The organism is Gottfriedia acidiceleris, assembly GCF_036421055.1.
GTDB lineage: Bacteria > Bacillota > Bacilli > Bacillales > Bacillaceae_G > Gottfriedia > Gottfriedia acidiceleris_C.
Genome location: NZ_JAZGQS010000005.1, coordinates 97,429 through 112,128, shown reverse-complemented (window position 1 = coordinate 112,128; position 14,700 = coordinate 97,429). Strand labels below are relative to the sequence as shown.

General features: G+C 33.2%; 14 protein-coding genes. 3 read left to right on the top strand and 11 right to left on the bottom strand.

What is annotated here, in order from left to right:
- Positions 1 to 55: 55 nt before the first annotated feature.
- From RAH41_RS09520 to RAH41_RS09495, 6 genes are all read right to left on the bottom strand, one after another.
- Entirely contained in the window at positions 56 to 2,419 is a 2,364-nt protein-coding gene (locus tag RAH41_RS09520; RefSeq protein WP_331222126.1) for a glycoside hydrolase family 10 protein, read from the bottom strand.
- Positions 2,420 to 2,893: 474 nt separating this feature from the next.
- Positions 2,894 to 3,775 carry a LysR family transcriptional regulator gene (locus tag RAH41_RS09515; RefSeq protein ID WP_331222125.1) on the bottom strand — a complete coding sequence of 294 codons (882 nt, stop codon included), beginning with the start codon at positions 3,773 to 3,775 and terminating at the stop codon, positions 2,894 to 2,896.
- Between the two features lie 8 nt (positions 3,776 to 3,783).
- Positions 3,784 to 4,086: a putative quinol monooxygenase gene (locus tag RAH41_RS09510; protein ID WP_331222123.1), complete on the bottom strand. Its 303-nt coding sequence runs from the start codon at positions 4,084 to 4,086 to the stop codon at positions 3,784 to 3,786.
- Between the two features lie 16 nt (positions 4,087 to 4,102).
- Positions 4,103 to 5,266 carry an iron-containing alcohol dehydrogenase gene (locus RAH41_RS09505; RefSeq protein WP_331222121.1) on the bottom strand — a complete coding sequence of 388 codons (1,164 nt, stop codon included), beginning with the start codon at positions 5,264 to 5,266 and terminating at the stop codon, positions 4,103 to 4,105.
- Positions 5,267 to 5,282: 16 nt separating this feature from the next.
- On the bottom strand, positions 5,283 to 6,263 hold the full coding sequence (locus RAH41_RS09500) for a zinc-binding dehydrogenase (RefSeq protein ID WP_331222120.1): 981 nt from the start codon (positions 6,261 to 6,263) through the stop codon (positions 5,283 to 5,285).
- Between the two features lie 94 nt (positions 6,264 to 6,357).
- Positions 6,358 to 7,020, bottom strand: coding sequence for a type 1 glutamine amidotransferase domain-containing protein (locus tag RAH41_RS09495; RefSeq protein ID WP_331222119.1), 663 nt, complete (start codon positions 7,018 to 7,020; stop codon positions 6,358 to 6,360).
- Positions 7,021 to 7,788: 768 nt separating this feature from the next.
- Between RAH41_RS09495 and RAH41_RS09490 the strand changes: the two genes are divergently transcribed.
- Complete coding sequence (locus RAH41_RS09490; protein WP_331222118.1) at positions 7,789 to 8,205, top strand: hypothetical protein; 417 nt, start codon at positions 7,789 to 7,791, stop codon at positions 8,203 to 8,205.
- Between the two features lie 76 nt (positions 8,206 to 8,281).
- On the opposite strand, the gene RAH41_RS09485 is transcribed toward RAH41_RS09490, so the two are convergent.
- Positions 8,282 to 8,839 carry an SAM-dependent methyltransferase gene (locus tag RAH41_RS09485; RefSeq protein WP_331222117.1) on the bottom strand — a complete coding sequence of 186 codons (558 nt, stop codon included), beginning with the start codon at positions 8,837 to 8,839 and terminating at the stop codon, positions 8,282 to 8,284.
- A gap of 192 nt (positions 8,840 to 9,031) precedes the next feature.
- Here RAH41_RS09485 and RAH41_RS09480 point away from each other — a divergent pair, with 192 nt between their 5' ends.
- Positions 9,032 to 10,099, top strand: coding sequence for a pyruvate kinase (locus RAH41_RS09480; RefSeq protein WP_331222116.1), 1,068 nt, complete (start codon positions 9,032 to 9,034; stop codon positions 10,097 to 10,099).
- Positions 10,100 to 10,140: 41 nt separating this feature from the next.
- Here RAH41_RS09480 and RAH41_RS09475 read toward each other — a convergent pair whose 3' ends face one another.
- The 4 genes from RAH41_RS09475 to RAH41_RS09460 form a co-directional block, all read right to left on the bottom strand.
- On the bottom strand, positions 10,141 to 10,371 hold the full coding sequence (locus RAH41_RS09475) for a hypothetical protein (RefSeq protein ID WP_175403448.1): 231 nt from the start codon (positions 10,369 to 10,371) through the stop codon (positions 10,141 to 10,143).
- Positions 10,372 to 10,816: 445 nt separating this feature from the next.
- On the bottom strand, positions 10,817 to 11,680 hold the full coding sequence (locus RAH41_RS09470) for a PIG-L family deacetylase (RefSeq protein ID WP_331222115.1): 864 nt from the start codon (positions 11,678 to 11,680) through the stop codon (positions 10,817 to 10,819).
- Between the two features lie 119 nt (positions 11,681 to 11,799).
- A complete protein-coding gene (locus RAH41_RS09465; RefSeq protein ID WP_331222114.1) occupies positions 11,800 to 12,879 on the bottom strand; it encodes a bifunctional glycosyltransferase family 2/GtrA family protein in 1,080 nt (359 codons plus the stop codon).
- Positions 12,880 to 13,230: 351 nt separating this feature from the next.
- On the bottom strand, positions 13,231 to 13,554 hold the full coding sequence (locus RAH41_RS09460; RefSeq protein WP_331222113.1) for a YbjQ family protein: 324 nt from the start codon (positions 13,552 to 13,554) through the stop codon (positions 13,231 to 13,233).
- A gap of 367 nt (positions 13,555 to 13,921) precedes the next feature.
- On the opposite strand from RAH41_RS09460, the gene RAH41_RS09455 reads away from it, so the two are divergent.
- Positions 13,922 to 14,629, top strand: a complete 708-nt coding sequence (locus RAH41_RS09455) for a polysaccharide deacetylase family protein (RefSeq protein ID WP_331222112.1) — start codon at positions 13,922 to 13,924, stop codon at positions 14,627 to 14,629.
- Positions 14,630 to 14,700 lie beyond the last annotated feature (71 nt).

Sequence of the window (14,700 nt, the reverse complement as noted above, 5' to 3'; positions counted from 1 at the left end):
CAATCATGATTAAAATTATCTATAAACAGCAACTAATGACCTGTTTTAAATCATGCTATTTTTGTTTGTTCAATGAATAGTTAACCCATGTTTTTCCTTCAAGAAGCTGCTCTTTCATTCTTTCAGCAACGATTAGATTAAGTTGGTTTGATTGAGCTGCTTTATCAATTACTTCTATAACGGTATTAAAAAGTGAAGAAGACTGATTCGGTTCTTTTTCTACCGCTTTGTATAACTTAAGAATCGCTAGTTTAATTTGATTTCCCTGCTCTTGTTCAACCGCACCTTGGGGAACATAAAGAGTTTCTATTTGTTTTTCAATCTCTTTTAATATAGTTTGTGTAGCTACAATGGGCTCTTCACCTGGGTTTACAGCTTTTTCTCTCCATGGACCTTTGCCAAGTGCATCAACTGATGGAGCACTTGCTTGCCCAAAGGCAAACATATTGACTCCAAATGTGCCGTGAGCAGCTGATAAGACATCATTCACGCTTGCCATTTCACTTAAATGATGATAGAAGGAATAAATCCCTGTATAATACATAGTTCCTTCAGGCATTAATGCTTTACTTTGTTGAACAGTTTTTTGAATGCTATTAAAGTCATGTCCATATGCCTGTGGAATCACCCCGTCGATATCGTCCTTCCAGCCACTGATCAGGGACGCCTCTGGACCTGGTTCAGGTGTCGCAGTTAACATGAACTTAGGATTAATTGATTTTGCTTGTAAATGCAACTTATCAACAAATTCATTTTCTTTTGTTTCTAGCCATTTTAACCAATCAGCCCATTTTTGAGGATTTGTTGTAGGATTAATATCATATGGATCAATACCTGTGTTTTCTTTATATATCTTTCTCACAGTTTCGCTAAACCCGTAACTCTTTTCAAAATTTTGGTGGGGATATCGCATATAGTCAATATCCAATCCTTTGATATCGTATGATTTTTCCATTTCATTGTAGATATCTAACATAAACTTTTGTACATCTGGTTGCGCTATATCAAGCCAATAATACTTGCTAGTGGAGTCTGGTGCTGGTTTTCCGGTTTGATTATCACGTTGAATCGCAGCCCACTCGGGATGGCTAATAATTTCAGGAGGTATACCAATACTGCTTTCGCCAACCATAAATCCATCAGTCCATGCCTGTATCGATAAACCGCGCTTCTTTCCTTCTTTAATATACGCTTCGAGCAAATCCTTTCCATACGGTCCATAATCAGCATTTTTAAATCTCGGATGTTGTGAAGGGAAACCATATGACTCCATCGTTTTACTAGGATAAATGGTATAACCGTGGAACGTTGTTTCTAAGTACACAGAATTAAAGCCTGCTTCTTCCATCCGGTCTAGAACTTGTTTAATCCCATCGAGAGTTGTTTCTTCTGGTCTATACCAAATTGCCCTTTGCTCTGCTTTATTAGAAGGAAGTGAATAATAATAAGCATCATAAGCAAATTGAGTAGATTTTCTTGTTAAATCAAGTGATTTTACTGGGTCTATCGACTTAAGTGATTCCGCTTGATTTAACAGCTCTTCTGCCTTTTCATATGACTCCTGGGCTTTTTTAGTTGCAACTGCTAAATATTCAGCTTTTGCTTTATCTATTGACACTTTTGCTTGATTGATGGCTTGCTTACATTGAAACTGAAAGCTTTCGACATCTTGAACAATATCAACTACACCTTTTTCATCAACAGTTACTTTTGCTCCGATAATAGAATTAGCAGAAATCCAACTAGAAGCTATTCCATGACCACTGACAACAAAACCATTTTTTGGAATCTTAGATCCACCACCGCCTAATTTAGTGACAAAACCATTTTCCACTGTAATTTCATATCCGTACTGGTTCGTTTTTGTTGTTTCTCCGAACGCTGGTGTGTAGACAATAAGTTGATCAGGACCACGATATCCATCAAATGGGGCGCCATTAGGGTTGGATTCCTTGGTAGGATTAACAGCCTGTGATTGCAATTGTACTCTCTTTTCAGTTGGCTCAAATAAAGTGATAATTTCGCCCAAACGTAATTGATTTAGGAAATTCTTAATTTCAGGCGTTGTTGTAGTGCCAGTCGAAAGAACCAGGCCTTCTTTTGGGATAGGACTGTCTCCATCTGTATCCCTTACCACACGATATGAATTAAGATCATTTTTTTCTAATACGACCTCCATACTACCTTTCCTTGTTTCAGTATAATAACTAAATGAGTCATTAAACAAAATCAGTTTATTGTCGTTGGCAAGTTGATTAACCCCATTTACAGCTATACGGTTCCCTGATGCATCCTCTACAGTCACAACCTTTACTGGATCAGACTTTTCTACTGCCTGACTTTTAGCCATTCCAAATGACGAGAATACTAAACTAGTAGTTAAAACTGAACTCGAAAGAACTTTCAATCGTTTACCCATATTTCCTCCCCTTTCAACTATTGAGGCTTCTTTCACTCAACCAATCTTCTAAAAATACATGTGTAAAGGTTTGATTGGAGTTTGGCGTTCGCCCACTTATTGTTTACGCTTTCAACTAAATTATAAACACAGGTTAAATCTAAAACAAGATAAAATTCAAAATTTTTTCTATTTTTTGAAAAAAATGAAATTAATTTTCATTTTGAACTTTCATTCAATATTTTTACTGTTCATAAAACTCTATTATTCTTATTTTCTTTTTTATTTCCCAATTTTAATTGCGCTTGTACGCATAAAAATCGCCAAATGTGGAAATATATTCTTCGACAGGTTAGATGTACAGCAGGCTTGCCAGTCAATTTAATAATTTATAAATGTCTATTTTTCGCTTCCATATACTAAAGTAAAACTTACAAAAAAAAGCAGCCGATTCGGCTGCTTTTTTTTGTCTTTTCCAATTTAATCCTCCAGTAATTATCGACTTGACACATTATTACCTTTTAATAAAGAAAAGAGTTCGTTATATAAGGGATTATCTTGATCTTTCATTTTAAATACCAATGATATTTGATTTGTTATATAGGTTTCTGGAAGTAAAACTTTAACTTTTTTTGATTCTAGTGAGTCTTCTAATAAATAGGTAGGAAGGAAACTGACTCCCATCCCAAGTTGAATTGACTGTAAAATTGTACGTAAATCAGGAATAACATATTTAGGCTGCATGCTTGGACGTTTAGAAAAATATTTTTTCCAATACCTTCTTATTATTGGCAACTCTAAACCATAACTGATCCAATCTAACGATGTAAGTTCTTTTTCTAAATTTAAATCGTCTTTAATTGGTAACATATTAAATGGAGCTACTAATACGAATTTTTCTTCTTCTAATTTTTCATATTTAATCCCAGGTAAGTCTAATTTTTGTGTTGCGATGACTAAATCTAATTGATCATTCTGTAACATCTCTAATAAGTTTAAAGTCACATCAAACTGTACTGTAAAACGCAAGTTTAATTTCGTTAATTTTTCTAATAATTGTTTAGAAAAATATTCCCCAGGAGCACCAATTCGAACAACCGGGACTTCAGTCTCTTTGTTTGAATAGGTTATTTCTAACGACATTCTCTCTAAATTTTCGATATAAGGTATTAATTTTGTATATAATTCTTTTCCCTTCTCGGTCGGAATCATTTTTCTAGGGGCTCTTATAAACAGAGCTTCTCCTATTTCTGCTTCTAAAGCTGCTAAATGTTGACTCATCGCAGGTTGAGTCATAATACGAGCTTCAGCTGCTTTTGAGACAGAACGCTCCTTATAAATACTAATAAAACTACGGTACCATTCAAAATCTATCATAATCCCATTCAATTAGCCTTTTCTTTTAGTTCGTTTAACGTATAAACTTTTCTTACTTCAACTAAATTTTCTATATTTTGTCGGTAAGTTTTATAATGAGTTGATTGAATATGCGATTGAAATGCGTTTTCATTTTCCCACACTTCATAAAAGACAAATGTATTCTCATCTTCAATAGACTCATGTAGACGATATTCTACCCATCCTTCTTCAGTCAATGACAGAGAAAGAATCTTTAAAAGCTCTTGTTTTAAGTCATTTTGCTTATGTTCTTTTGCACGAAGAATTGCGGTGACAATGATTCGCTCCAAAACGATCTCTCCTTTTTTATAGGGATGCTAATAATATGTTTTTAACATCTTCTTGATTTAAAGGTACATAGTTTCCAATAGTAGGTGCCACCATCGCTCTTTTTACCATTAAATCAATTTGTGTGTTGTCAATTCCAAAATCAGAAAGCTTTGTTGGAGCACCAATTGATTTTAAGAAACTTCGAAATGCTTCAATTGTCTCTTCAACCATCTCGTTCTTAGTTTTTTTACTAAAGTTTAATTCAAATACATTTTTCCCTAATTCGATAATTCGTTGTGGACGTTTTTTGGCTACAAATTCCATCCAATTAGGAAATAAGATTGCTAATCCTCCACCATGAGGAATATCATACACAGCAGAAACTGCATGCTCAATCATATGAGTGGCCCAATCTGACTGAACTCCCATTGACAGGGTACCATTTAATGCGAATGTACCACTTAATAGCATCGTTTCTCTATTTTCATAGTTCGTTAAATCTTTTACAAGTTTTGGAGCTACTTCAATCATTGTTTTTAAAATAGATTCACCAAACCGTTCTTGTAGATATGCATTTTCAGAATTGTGGAAGTACTGCTCAAATACATGGGACATGATATCTACAATCCCATAAACAGATTGATTTAATGGAACGGAGTAAGTTACTTCCGGATCTAATATACTAAATTTAGGGTAAGTATGAATTGAACCAAATGAACGTTTATCTTGTGCTTCCCAGTTTGTGATAACAGCCCCGCCATTCATTTCTGACCCTGTCGCAGCAATCGTTAATATCGTACCAATTGGAATAGCTTTCGTAGGAATTACTTTCTTCGTTACAATATCCCAAACATCTCCATTATAATGAGAGCCTGCTGCAATCGCTTTTGCACAATCAATCACACTACCACCACCAACTGCTAAAATAATGTCAATTTTATGTTTTCTAACTAACTCTATTCCTTTGTTTACAGTTGTTAACCTAGGATTTGGTTCAACTCCTCCCAATTCTACAATATTTAGATTGATTTCATTTAATAAAGCTATTACCTTACTATATAGTCCATTTTGTTTAATACTTCCACCACCATATAATAAAAGTACATTACTACCGAAAAGTGGAATTTCATTTTTTAATTCAGTTAATTGACCTTTACCAAAAATTAATTTTGTTGGATTATTAAAAATAAACTTGTTCATATATACCTCTTCTTTTTTATTTAATTTTTGCTACTATTTTGCCCTTTACATGCCGTTTGGAAAGTTCTAGTAACGCTGATGGTACGTCTTCTAATGAAATCACTTTAGAAATCATTGGAGAAATTTCTTTTTGCGCTAGTAATGCCAACATTTCATTTCCAATTTTAGCTAGGTCCTGTTGTGCAATCAAATCATTCCTATGATGTACTGCATTTAAGGCTATTTCATGATAAGAAATTACTTGTGTAAACGGCTTTATTTTAGAGAAATCTGGTGCACCAGCAATATATGCTATATGTCCACCATATGAAATATAATCAAGAGAGTCAGTTGCATTTACACGGCTTACTGTATCTAATACAGCATCTACCCCTCTACCATTCGTAATTTCTTTTACTTTTTCCTGTATATTTTCTTCTCTATAATCGATCACATAATCTGCTCCTAATGATTCTACATACCCTTTATTATGGGCAGATGCTGTTGATAGAACAGTTTTACCAAGTTTTTTAGCTAGTTGTATAGCAAACCCACCAACACCACCAGCACCTCCGTGTATTAAGATTGTTTCAATATTGTTCATTGGTAATTTACGGCAAAGAGCTTGATATGCTGTATAGCCAGCAGTAGGGAGAGCAGCTGCCTCTTCGAATGAGATTGTATCTGGAATTTTAGAAATAGTATGAGCTGTTGTTACTCCAAACTGAGCGAAACCACCTTTTTTCGTAAAATCACCATGATAAACAACTCTGTCGCCTATGTTCCAACCTGTGACCCCTTCTCCAATTTCCGAAATTATACCCGCAACATCTAGTCCTAAAATATGAGGGAAACTCCAATTTGGATTTCCATTCGTTGCTGTTTTATAATCAACTGGGTTTAATCCAGTAGCTACTACTTCAACAACCACTTCACCTTTTTGTGCAGTTGGCTTCTCAATTTCTTCTATTTTCATTTCTGTCCATAAATTTTTATCTTTAAGTAATAAAGCTTTCATTTTAAATCACCTTTCTTTTAAAATTTGAAAAGTCTGTATGAAACTCTACTGCTTCCTACAGACTTTCTCTTTATTTTTTATTTTAAGTACCACATTAAGCTAATTTTTGCACGACTGCTTGAGCAACCCCTACAGTCGATTGAGGATTTTGACCTGTAATTAAGTTCCCATCTACTTTGACATTAGTTGTCCAGTTAGGTGCTATGATTACATTTGCTCCTAGTTTACGTAAGCGTGACTCTAATAAGAATGGCATAAAACGATCTAATGTTGTAGCGTATTCCTCTTCATCTGTAAATGCTGCGATCGTTTTATTTGCTACTAATGGTGTACCATCCGATAAAGTTACCCCTATTAATCCAGCTGGCCCATGACAAACTGCAGCTACTATTTTCCCGCCTTCATACATTTCACGAATTAATGTATTTAATTTTGTATTTTGCGGTAAGTCAAACATTGTCCCGTGACCACCAGGTAAAAAAATTGCATCAAAATTAGAGTGGTCTGTAATTTCATCTAGTTTTAATGTGTTTTCTAAATATTTAGCTGTATCTAAAATCTCTTGTGGAACTTCTTCTATTAAACTACGCGCATCGATCGGAGCTTTTCCGCCTTTTGGACTAGCTACTGATACTTGGTAACCTAATTTATCAAATTCTACAAATGCTTCTCCGAATTCTGACAACCATAGTCCTGTTGCGTGGCCATCTTTCATTTTATCTGCTGTTGTTACAACCATTAATATATGTTTAGTCATACTTTCTCCTCCAAAAAGTTTTTTACTATTGCTTACAAAAATAGTTTAAGTTTTAAATTGCTATAATACAAATTAGAAAAAATCATCTAATGTATAAATATATTTATACCAAAACTACTTTTTAAGCTATCACAAAAAATTTAGTAATAGTGCTTCTTCGTTATAGGGAGCAATGGATTAATTTAATTACCAATGAAGTTCCACCAACGCTCCTAGTGCAACTGTATTTCCTTTAAAATCGTATGTTTTAATAGTGAAAAATTAATTAAAAACAATATAACACCTTTTAAAAATAGAGCATTTCCATAGAAGTTCACTTCTTTAATGCGTTTAGATCTTAACGAATAACCTATTGCTATTAAACTAAACCACCAGATAAGTAAAAGGAGCTGAATCAAATAATCATTACTTCCTTTAAATGATTTCAATAGATATGCATCTAATCAATCACTAAATCATAGTAAACAAATAAAACACTATATTTTTTAAAGAGCCCGATTATAATACTTCCTTTGGACACGTTAAAATAAAATTTTTCAAATGATAGAAAAAAGAGCTAAACATTTTGCTATTAGCATTTAAGTACTGCATGTTAAAAATCGAACCCTTCAATGTAAATTTTTGATGTTGTCTGATTATCAAATCTCCTCTTACACTTGAATCATTATTTTGCAAAACGAATATTGATTAATCTAAAAATGAACTTCCTAATGTTTTTATTAAAAGTTTTTAGACTAAACTATATGAATATGAAAGAGGTGTATAAAAATGGAATTTAGAAGTAGTGGAAGACTTTCCAATTTTTTAGTTGCAATATTGTTTACCATTTGTATAACTACACTCATCTTTTATGTACAAAGGCATGGATTTCCGAATACGATTAAGTCATATATGATTATGTCGATGGTAGGTTTAATTTTCATAGCTTATATTGGTTATATTCGTAGTATGGTGATCAGAATTAACGACCAAGGTGTAACATACGAACATTGGGGTTTTAAGCGAACGATTCCAGCTCATCATATTACACGAGTTAATTTACAATATCGCTATAAAGAAACGCCCTCACATAGTGCTTATCTAGTAATTAACCATCCCGAAGAATCTATTTTTATTCCTTCTATGATGTTTCAAGGTCAAATCGAACGAATAACGAAAGAAATCAGAAATATAATGATTTACTAATTAAGGTTATTTAAAAGAAAAAGAACTGAAGTGATGCTTCAGTTCTTTGTACTTTAATTAATGATATTTTGTTATATTATCGCTTTACTGCATCGACAATGATTGAAGGAAATAGAACTTTTTCCCCATGATTTCTAGGATCATATTTTTTTGAGCGGAAAATAATACCATCCTTGCCATCCCATTCTTTAAAATGAAAATTTCCTTCTTCATCGCAATATTCTAGTAGTTTTACTTCAAAACCCGCTGTTTCAAACATCTTAACTAGTGTTTTATAATTATAGACAATTTTATGGCTTGCAGCAGGATGATCTTTTGGTCCCGGTCCACCAACTTTAACAATACTTTGGTAAGTTTCGTCTTGAAAAAATCCATCAGGTACTGCACATCGAATATAGCCAGATGGTTTTAAATATTTATAACAAATTTTAGCAGCTTCTAAACCCTCATCATATGTAAGGTGTTCCCAAACATGTTCAGCTAAAATAGCTGTAATTGAATTTTCCTCAAATTTATTCTCCCAAGTTGACTTAACTAATAAATTAAGTTCTTCTTCCTGAGTTTGAGTCCATGTTGGATTATTGTTATATTCACCTGCTCCAATTACAACTTTTAATTCATCTTGTTTAATCACTAGTGGATTCTCCTCGTTCTAAATTTTGTTCGATTAGTAATGTTCTACACAATTTACATAAATCCCTTCTACACTGTAGAAAAATGCCAAAATTAAATAATGGAGAATATTAGAATTAACACCTCATAAATCATTTAGATTTCTTCTTTTAATCTTGGGTATAATAATTCCAGTAAATGGAGGCGATATCAAATGACAATCGATCGAATTTGTACGATTGGACCAGCTAGTTTTGATAAAAAAATACTGTCTGAATTGATTGAGCATGGTATGACAATCGCAAGACTAAATTTTTCACACGGAACACATGAAAGTCATCACAATGTGATTGAACTAATAAAATCAATCAGTAAAGAATCAGGAAAAGAAATTAAGATTTTGGGAGATCTCCAAGGTCCAAAAATTCGATTAGGAAAAATCGAAGGGGAAAAAATAGATCTTGAACCAAATCAAACTTTTACACTCGTAATAGATGAAATGACAGGTAATCGTAATCAAGCAAGTGTAGATTATAAAGGTTTAATAAAAGATGTGAAACAAGGAGATCGTATTTTAATTAATGATGGTGCAGTGGAGTTATCCGTTGAAAAGTTAGAAGAAAATAAGATTGTCACTTCAGTGAAAACTGGTGGCGAAATCTCCTCACATAAGGGGGTAAATGTACCTGGAGTCGTAACAAGTTTACCTGCGATTACGGAAAAAGACCAAAAAGATATCGAATTCATTTTGCAAGAAGGTTTGGATTATATTGCATGCTCATTTATTAGACGGGCATCGCATTTAAAAGAAATCCGCAGTTTTATCAATTCAAAAAGTGATAAAACACCTCAATTAATCGCAAAAATTGAAACAATAGAAGCAATAAAAAATTTCCAAGAAATTAATAAAGAAACAGATGCAATTATGATTGCTCGTGGTGATTTAGGTGTTGAACTACCCTATCAATGGATTCCTCTCTTACAAAGAGCCATGATTCATGAGTGTAATTCAAATGGGACATATGTGATTACAGCAACTCAAATGCTACAATCAATGATAGATCATTCACTTCCAACAAGAGCTGAAGTAACTGATGTATTTCAAGCCGTGATGGATGGTACAAATGCCGTTATGCTATCTGCTGAAAGTGCTGCTGGCCACCACCCAATTGAAAGCATTGAAACATTAAAACTTGTATCACAATTTGCTGAGACCGTAAAATCGAAATCTCCGTTTGATTTTGATGATATTCTTGAATTGATTAACTCAACTATTAAATAAACTTTATTTTTAAGACAAAAACGCCCTAAAAAGGGGCGTTTTCACTTTTCTTTTTTATAAAATCGTTCACCTGTATCTGGATTATAGTAAACTCTTGTTTTTTCCCCTGTTACAGGATCAATATTCACTTCGCTAGTTCGTTGAAATCCTTCTGGTATTTGGTTTCCGTGATTTCGATTAAATCGTTTATCGTAAATAAAATAACCTAGCAATAAACAAATAATGAGAAATAAAATTTGGATACCATAAAAACCGAAAATAAATGTTTCCACTATAATTTCTCGACTGCTATAGCAAATCCATATGCTACAATTTCACTCATACTGTTCTCCATAAAAACAGCCCCCCAAAAATTGTTAGTATTGCAATAGTATAAAACCTTCTTACTAAAATTTGTCCGTCATTTTGTCAGTATAAGGAAATTACTAACATTTCTCAGACATTAACAAAAACAACCTGTTCGGAAGTTCACAACTACATTTGAAGTGAAGAAAATTAAGCATACCGTATATATTAGATCTCTTATGAATTTGATTATAGCAAGCATTTTTTGTTAGGTCTACGTGAAACTTAAATAATTTAAAATGCAATATCTATCTTTGATTTATCAGTCGTAAATGTTGTTGAACATTTAAAATATGGTCTGTCTTTTAATCTTGATTACAAACCAGCGCTTTATGAATACCTGTCGTGCTCAAATCTAGTATGTTTTGCCAATTACTTCTTCTCTTCAGCCAAATAAAAATACTCCCGGTCTAGTACTCTAAAATAAATCCAATAAGGTATATACCGATGCCCTGGAAGCAATGCATCTACTGCTTGCTGTTGTGTTTTATAACCCTTGGCTAATTCATCTATCTGCTTACCATAATCTTTAACTAACACAGAATTAGTTGGTGTCGGAGGTTTTTGATTTTCCCTAAGCGGATATTTTTCGCGAAGTTTCTTTCCAAACTTCGAAATACCATCCCAGACTTTCGAAGGCAGTGTCACCATGTATAATCTTTTAGCAGAAAAAGAAGTATCGTCCATATGTTCACGAAAGACTTCTCGAACCATTTTTGCAGCAAAAATATGATCAGGGTGCCCATAATACCCCACATCATCATCGTAAGTGAGAATCGTCGTAGGTTTATATTTTTTTATTTGTTGATAAATGTAGTTTTTCAAGTCAATTGGATTGACTTCTGAAAGTTCGCCATCTGGAAAAGTTGCTTGAACAGGTGTTACGCCAAGCGTTTTTGCTGCTTGTGCTCCTTCTTTTTCGCGTGCTTTTCCTAGTTCATTCTTTGAGACTACACCACCTGTTTTTCCAGCTTCCCCTTCTGTCAATACAACCATCGTTACCTTGGCGTTTTCTTCATGAATCTCACGGAAAACTTCTCCAGAAACGGTAATCTCGTCATCAGGATGGGGAAAGATAAGCATCATTCGTTTTGGTGAGTCTTTCGGAATCAAAGAATTTGTTACAACTGCTTTTTTATCTAAAATTAGGTTATGCACTAACCCAAGTCCAACAGTCAGTATTATTAAAATAGTGAATAGCACAATAAAAATCCGACCAATGAATTTATTAACCAAATTAGTTGCTACCTTTCTTACGGCTTAGAAAAATTGATTCAGCCTTCTTTTCCAAAGAAATAAGCGAATCGTCTCAACTAGATCCGCCTAATTCAAAAAATTTCTAATCATAAATAATTTTACGTTTTACTAACTTTTTGACGTTTCTTAGTTTTTTCAAATACCCACTCGTTTTGAATTTTGAAACTACTGAACGATAGCAATAAGTCCACAACAATTTTTAATATACTAGCTCCACCGTGAAAGGCTTCTTGTAGGAAAGCTACACCATAAGCTGAAACGAGCATTTGAATTCCTGATAAAATATAGTACCGTATGACAGATTTTGCTGACGAATGTTTGAAAACTGTTTTTGCATTTAATATGTAATTGACGATTGATGAAATGACCCGAGAGATAATCCCAGCCCATAGCACCGCCGCTCTTGTGCCAATCCTATGCTCTAATAAATAAATAAATAGCACAAATAATCCATAGTCAACGACAAAAGAAATAAGAGATGATGATAAAAACTTAAAGAACACAAAATAAATTTTGATGGAATCCACGAGAGGATTAAAGTGTGAACTACTATTATTATCTAAATAGATTGTTTCAATTACTGTCTCCTTAATGTCGATCCCTTGCTCTTTACAGGCTAGTAGCATGTTCAACTCATATTCAAACCGGGCACCAGACAAATTAAGTAAAAATTTCATATATGAAACAGGAATTCCACGTAAGCCCGTTTGAGTATCTGTAACAGACAAACCTGTTAGATATTTAAAAATTGAGCGAGTTAATGTGTTCCCAAATCGACTACGGAACGGTATGTTCTCCCCAGCAAAATTTCGCACTCCTAAGATTAAATTATCTGGCGATGCCATCAAAGCTCTTGCCACTTGATCAATATCCTTCGGTGTATGCTGTCCGTCGCAGTCTGCTGTCACAAGACCAACCGAATTTGAAAAATTTTTTAAAAAATATGAAATGCCTGTTTTAAGCGCCATCCCTTTTCCTAGGTTGTGAGGGTGCTCAAGAACGGTACATTGATCCACTTTACGTAAATTCTGAAAAATTTCATTGTACTGGGCATCACTACCATCGTTAACAACTATAATATGTGGATTAAATTTAGTTTTTAATTCCTTAACCAAACGGATCAGTCGATCATCTGGACTAAGAGCTGGTATTAAAATAACGGGAAAGTGATACTGCATTATTCGCGTCCTCTCAATCATTTCCAATAGCAGTTCTAGTATCTCACAAAAGACCACCGTAAAAACGATTCCAAAACGGTGGTTTCATGGATACAGACCTATTTCTTTATAGTTAGTCATTAAATAGTATTAACAGCTTAATTGAATGTTATGAACGTTGAGTGTATTCCACTCTTTCCATAATTCGTTTTTTCTAATCACCGTGATTAGTACTATCGATATCTCTCTAATCACGACATTCAGTGTCACAAATAATTCTTTTCATTCTTGAATTTCTACATTCTGGAATGAAAAAGAATATTAAATGTATTTTTAGATTATACAAAAAAACCTTGAATTAATTATGCTTTTTTATCCTATTTTCTCGACTACTACAGCCGTTCCATAAGCTACAATTTCACTCATATTTTGACCAATTTCACCTGAATCAAAGCGCATCATGATAATGGCGTTTGCATCCATTTCACTAGCATTTTTAGTCATTCGATCCATCGCTTCTTTTCTTGCATCCTCAAGCATTGCAGTGTATTGTTTGATTTCTCCACCAACAAGACTTTTTAGACCAGCTAAAATATCGCCACCTAGTCCTCTACTACGTACAATTACTCCAAATACAGGACCTTTTACTTCAACTAGTTTATACCCTTCAATGTTTTCAGTTGTCACTACGATCATATTGTTCACCTCAAAATTTTTATACTTTACACAAATACATTTATCTAATTTTGTGTTTGTATTTCTATACCATTTTTAAACTTATTAGTTAAAAATGGATAATTTGAAACGTATAATGTATTAATTCTATGTAATAGGTTTAATTCCTTTTTATTAAAGAGAAATTCATTTTTTTAGAAAATTATTATTAGTTACTATTTCCAAGACTTTTTTATATAATATATTCATTTAAACATCTACTCATTTTTCAATAGTACAATCTTTTTTCCTCATCATATTTTCTACATTTAATTACCAACAAAATGGATTTTGGACTATAATAATGTTATATTATCATTTTTATTTAAAGGTAGTTTAAGGAGAATTTATGCTTAAAATTTTCGTCACAATCGGAGGTTTCCTTGTAATATTATTTATTCTTTATGGTCTAATCCCGAGTATACTAACACGTTTATTTAAACTTTTTTCAATGCATACAATCTCAATTGATCATCAAAAACAAAAACGAATTGCTTTAACGTTTGATGATGGTCCACATCCAGTTTACACGAATTTACTTTTAGATTTACTCCAAAGTCATTCAATAAAAGCAACTTTTTTTGTATTAGGTTCACAGGCAGAAAAGTATCCTGCAATTATAAAAAGGATACATGAAGATGGTCACTTAATAGGAATACACAATTATAAACATAAGTGCAATTGGTTTCTAAGTCCTACATACTTAAAAAATCAAATCCAAAAGACTGCAAGTATTATAAAAAAAATAACGAACAGTGAGCCAGTATATTATCGACCACCTTGGGGGTTAGTTTCTATGCCTCTCCTATTTCAAAAAAAGCTCAAAATTGTTTTATGGTCTGTAATGGCAAATGATTGGAGTACTAAAAAAGGAAGTGAAGGCATTTATACTCTTTTGTTAAATCAAACGAAACCTGGAGCAATTATTTTATTACATGATAATGGAGATACATTTGGTGCAGATCAGGATGCTCCTATTTATTCAATAAAAGCATTAGAGAGATTTATTAAACATTGCTTACAAAACCAATATCAATTTGTTAGGATTGATGGTTAACTCATTAATGAAACTAAACAACCACAAGGAAACTCTATACCTTGTGGTGTTTTTACGTATTCATAAAGTTA

Bases quoted from the DNA above. Each gene is read 5' to 3' on its own strand.
- RAH41_RS09520 (WP_331222126.1), bottom strand. From the start codon at position 2,419: ATGGGTAAACGATTGAAAGTTCTTTCGAGTTCAGTTTTAACTACTAGT.
- RAH41_RS09515 (WP_331222125.1), bottom strand. From the start codon at position 3,775: ATGATAGATTTTGAATGGTACCGTAGTTTTATTAGTATTTATAAGGAG.
- RAH41_RS09505 (WP_331222121.1), bottom strand. From the start codon at position 5,266: ATGAACAAGTTTATTTTTAATAATCCAACAAAATTAATTTTTGGTAAA.
- RAH41_RS09500 (WP_331222120.1), bottom strand. From the start codon at position 6,263: ATGAAAGCTTTATTACTTAAAGATAAAAATTTATGGACAGAAATGAAA.
- RAH41_RS09495 (WP_331222119.1), bottom strand. From the start codon at position 7,020: ATGACTAAACATATATTAATGGTTGTAACAACAGCAGATAAAATGAAA.
- RAH41_RS09490 (WP_331222118.1), top strand. From the start codon at position 7,789: ATGGAATTTAGAAGTAGTGGAAGACTTTCCAATTTTTTAGTTGCAATA.
- RAH41_RS09480 (WP_331222116.1), top strand. From the start codon at position 9,032: ATGACAATCGATCGAATTTGTACGATTGGACCAGCTAGTTTTGATAAA.
- RAH41_RS09465 (WP_331222114.1), bottom strand. From the start codon at position 12,879: ATGCAGTATCACTTTCCCGTTATTTTAATACCAGCTCTTAGTCCAGAT.
- RAH41_RS09460 (WP_331222113.1), bottom strand. From the start codon at position 13,554: ATGATCGTAGTGACAACTGAAAACATTGAAGGGTATAAACTAGTTGAA.
- RAH41_RS09455 (WP_331222112.1), top strand. From the start codon at position 13,922: ATGCTTAAAATTTTCGTCACAATCGGAGGTTTCCTTGTAATATTATTT.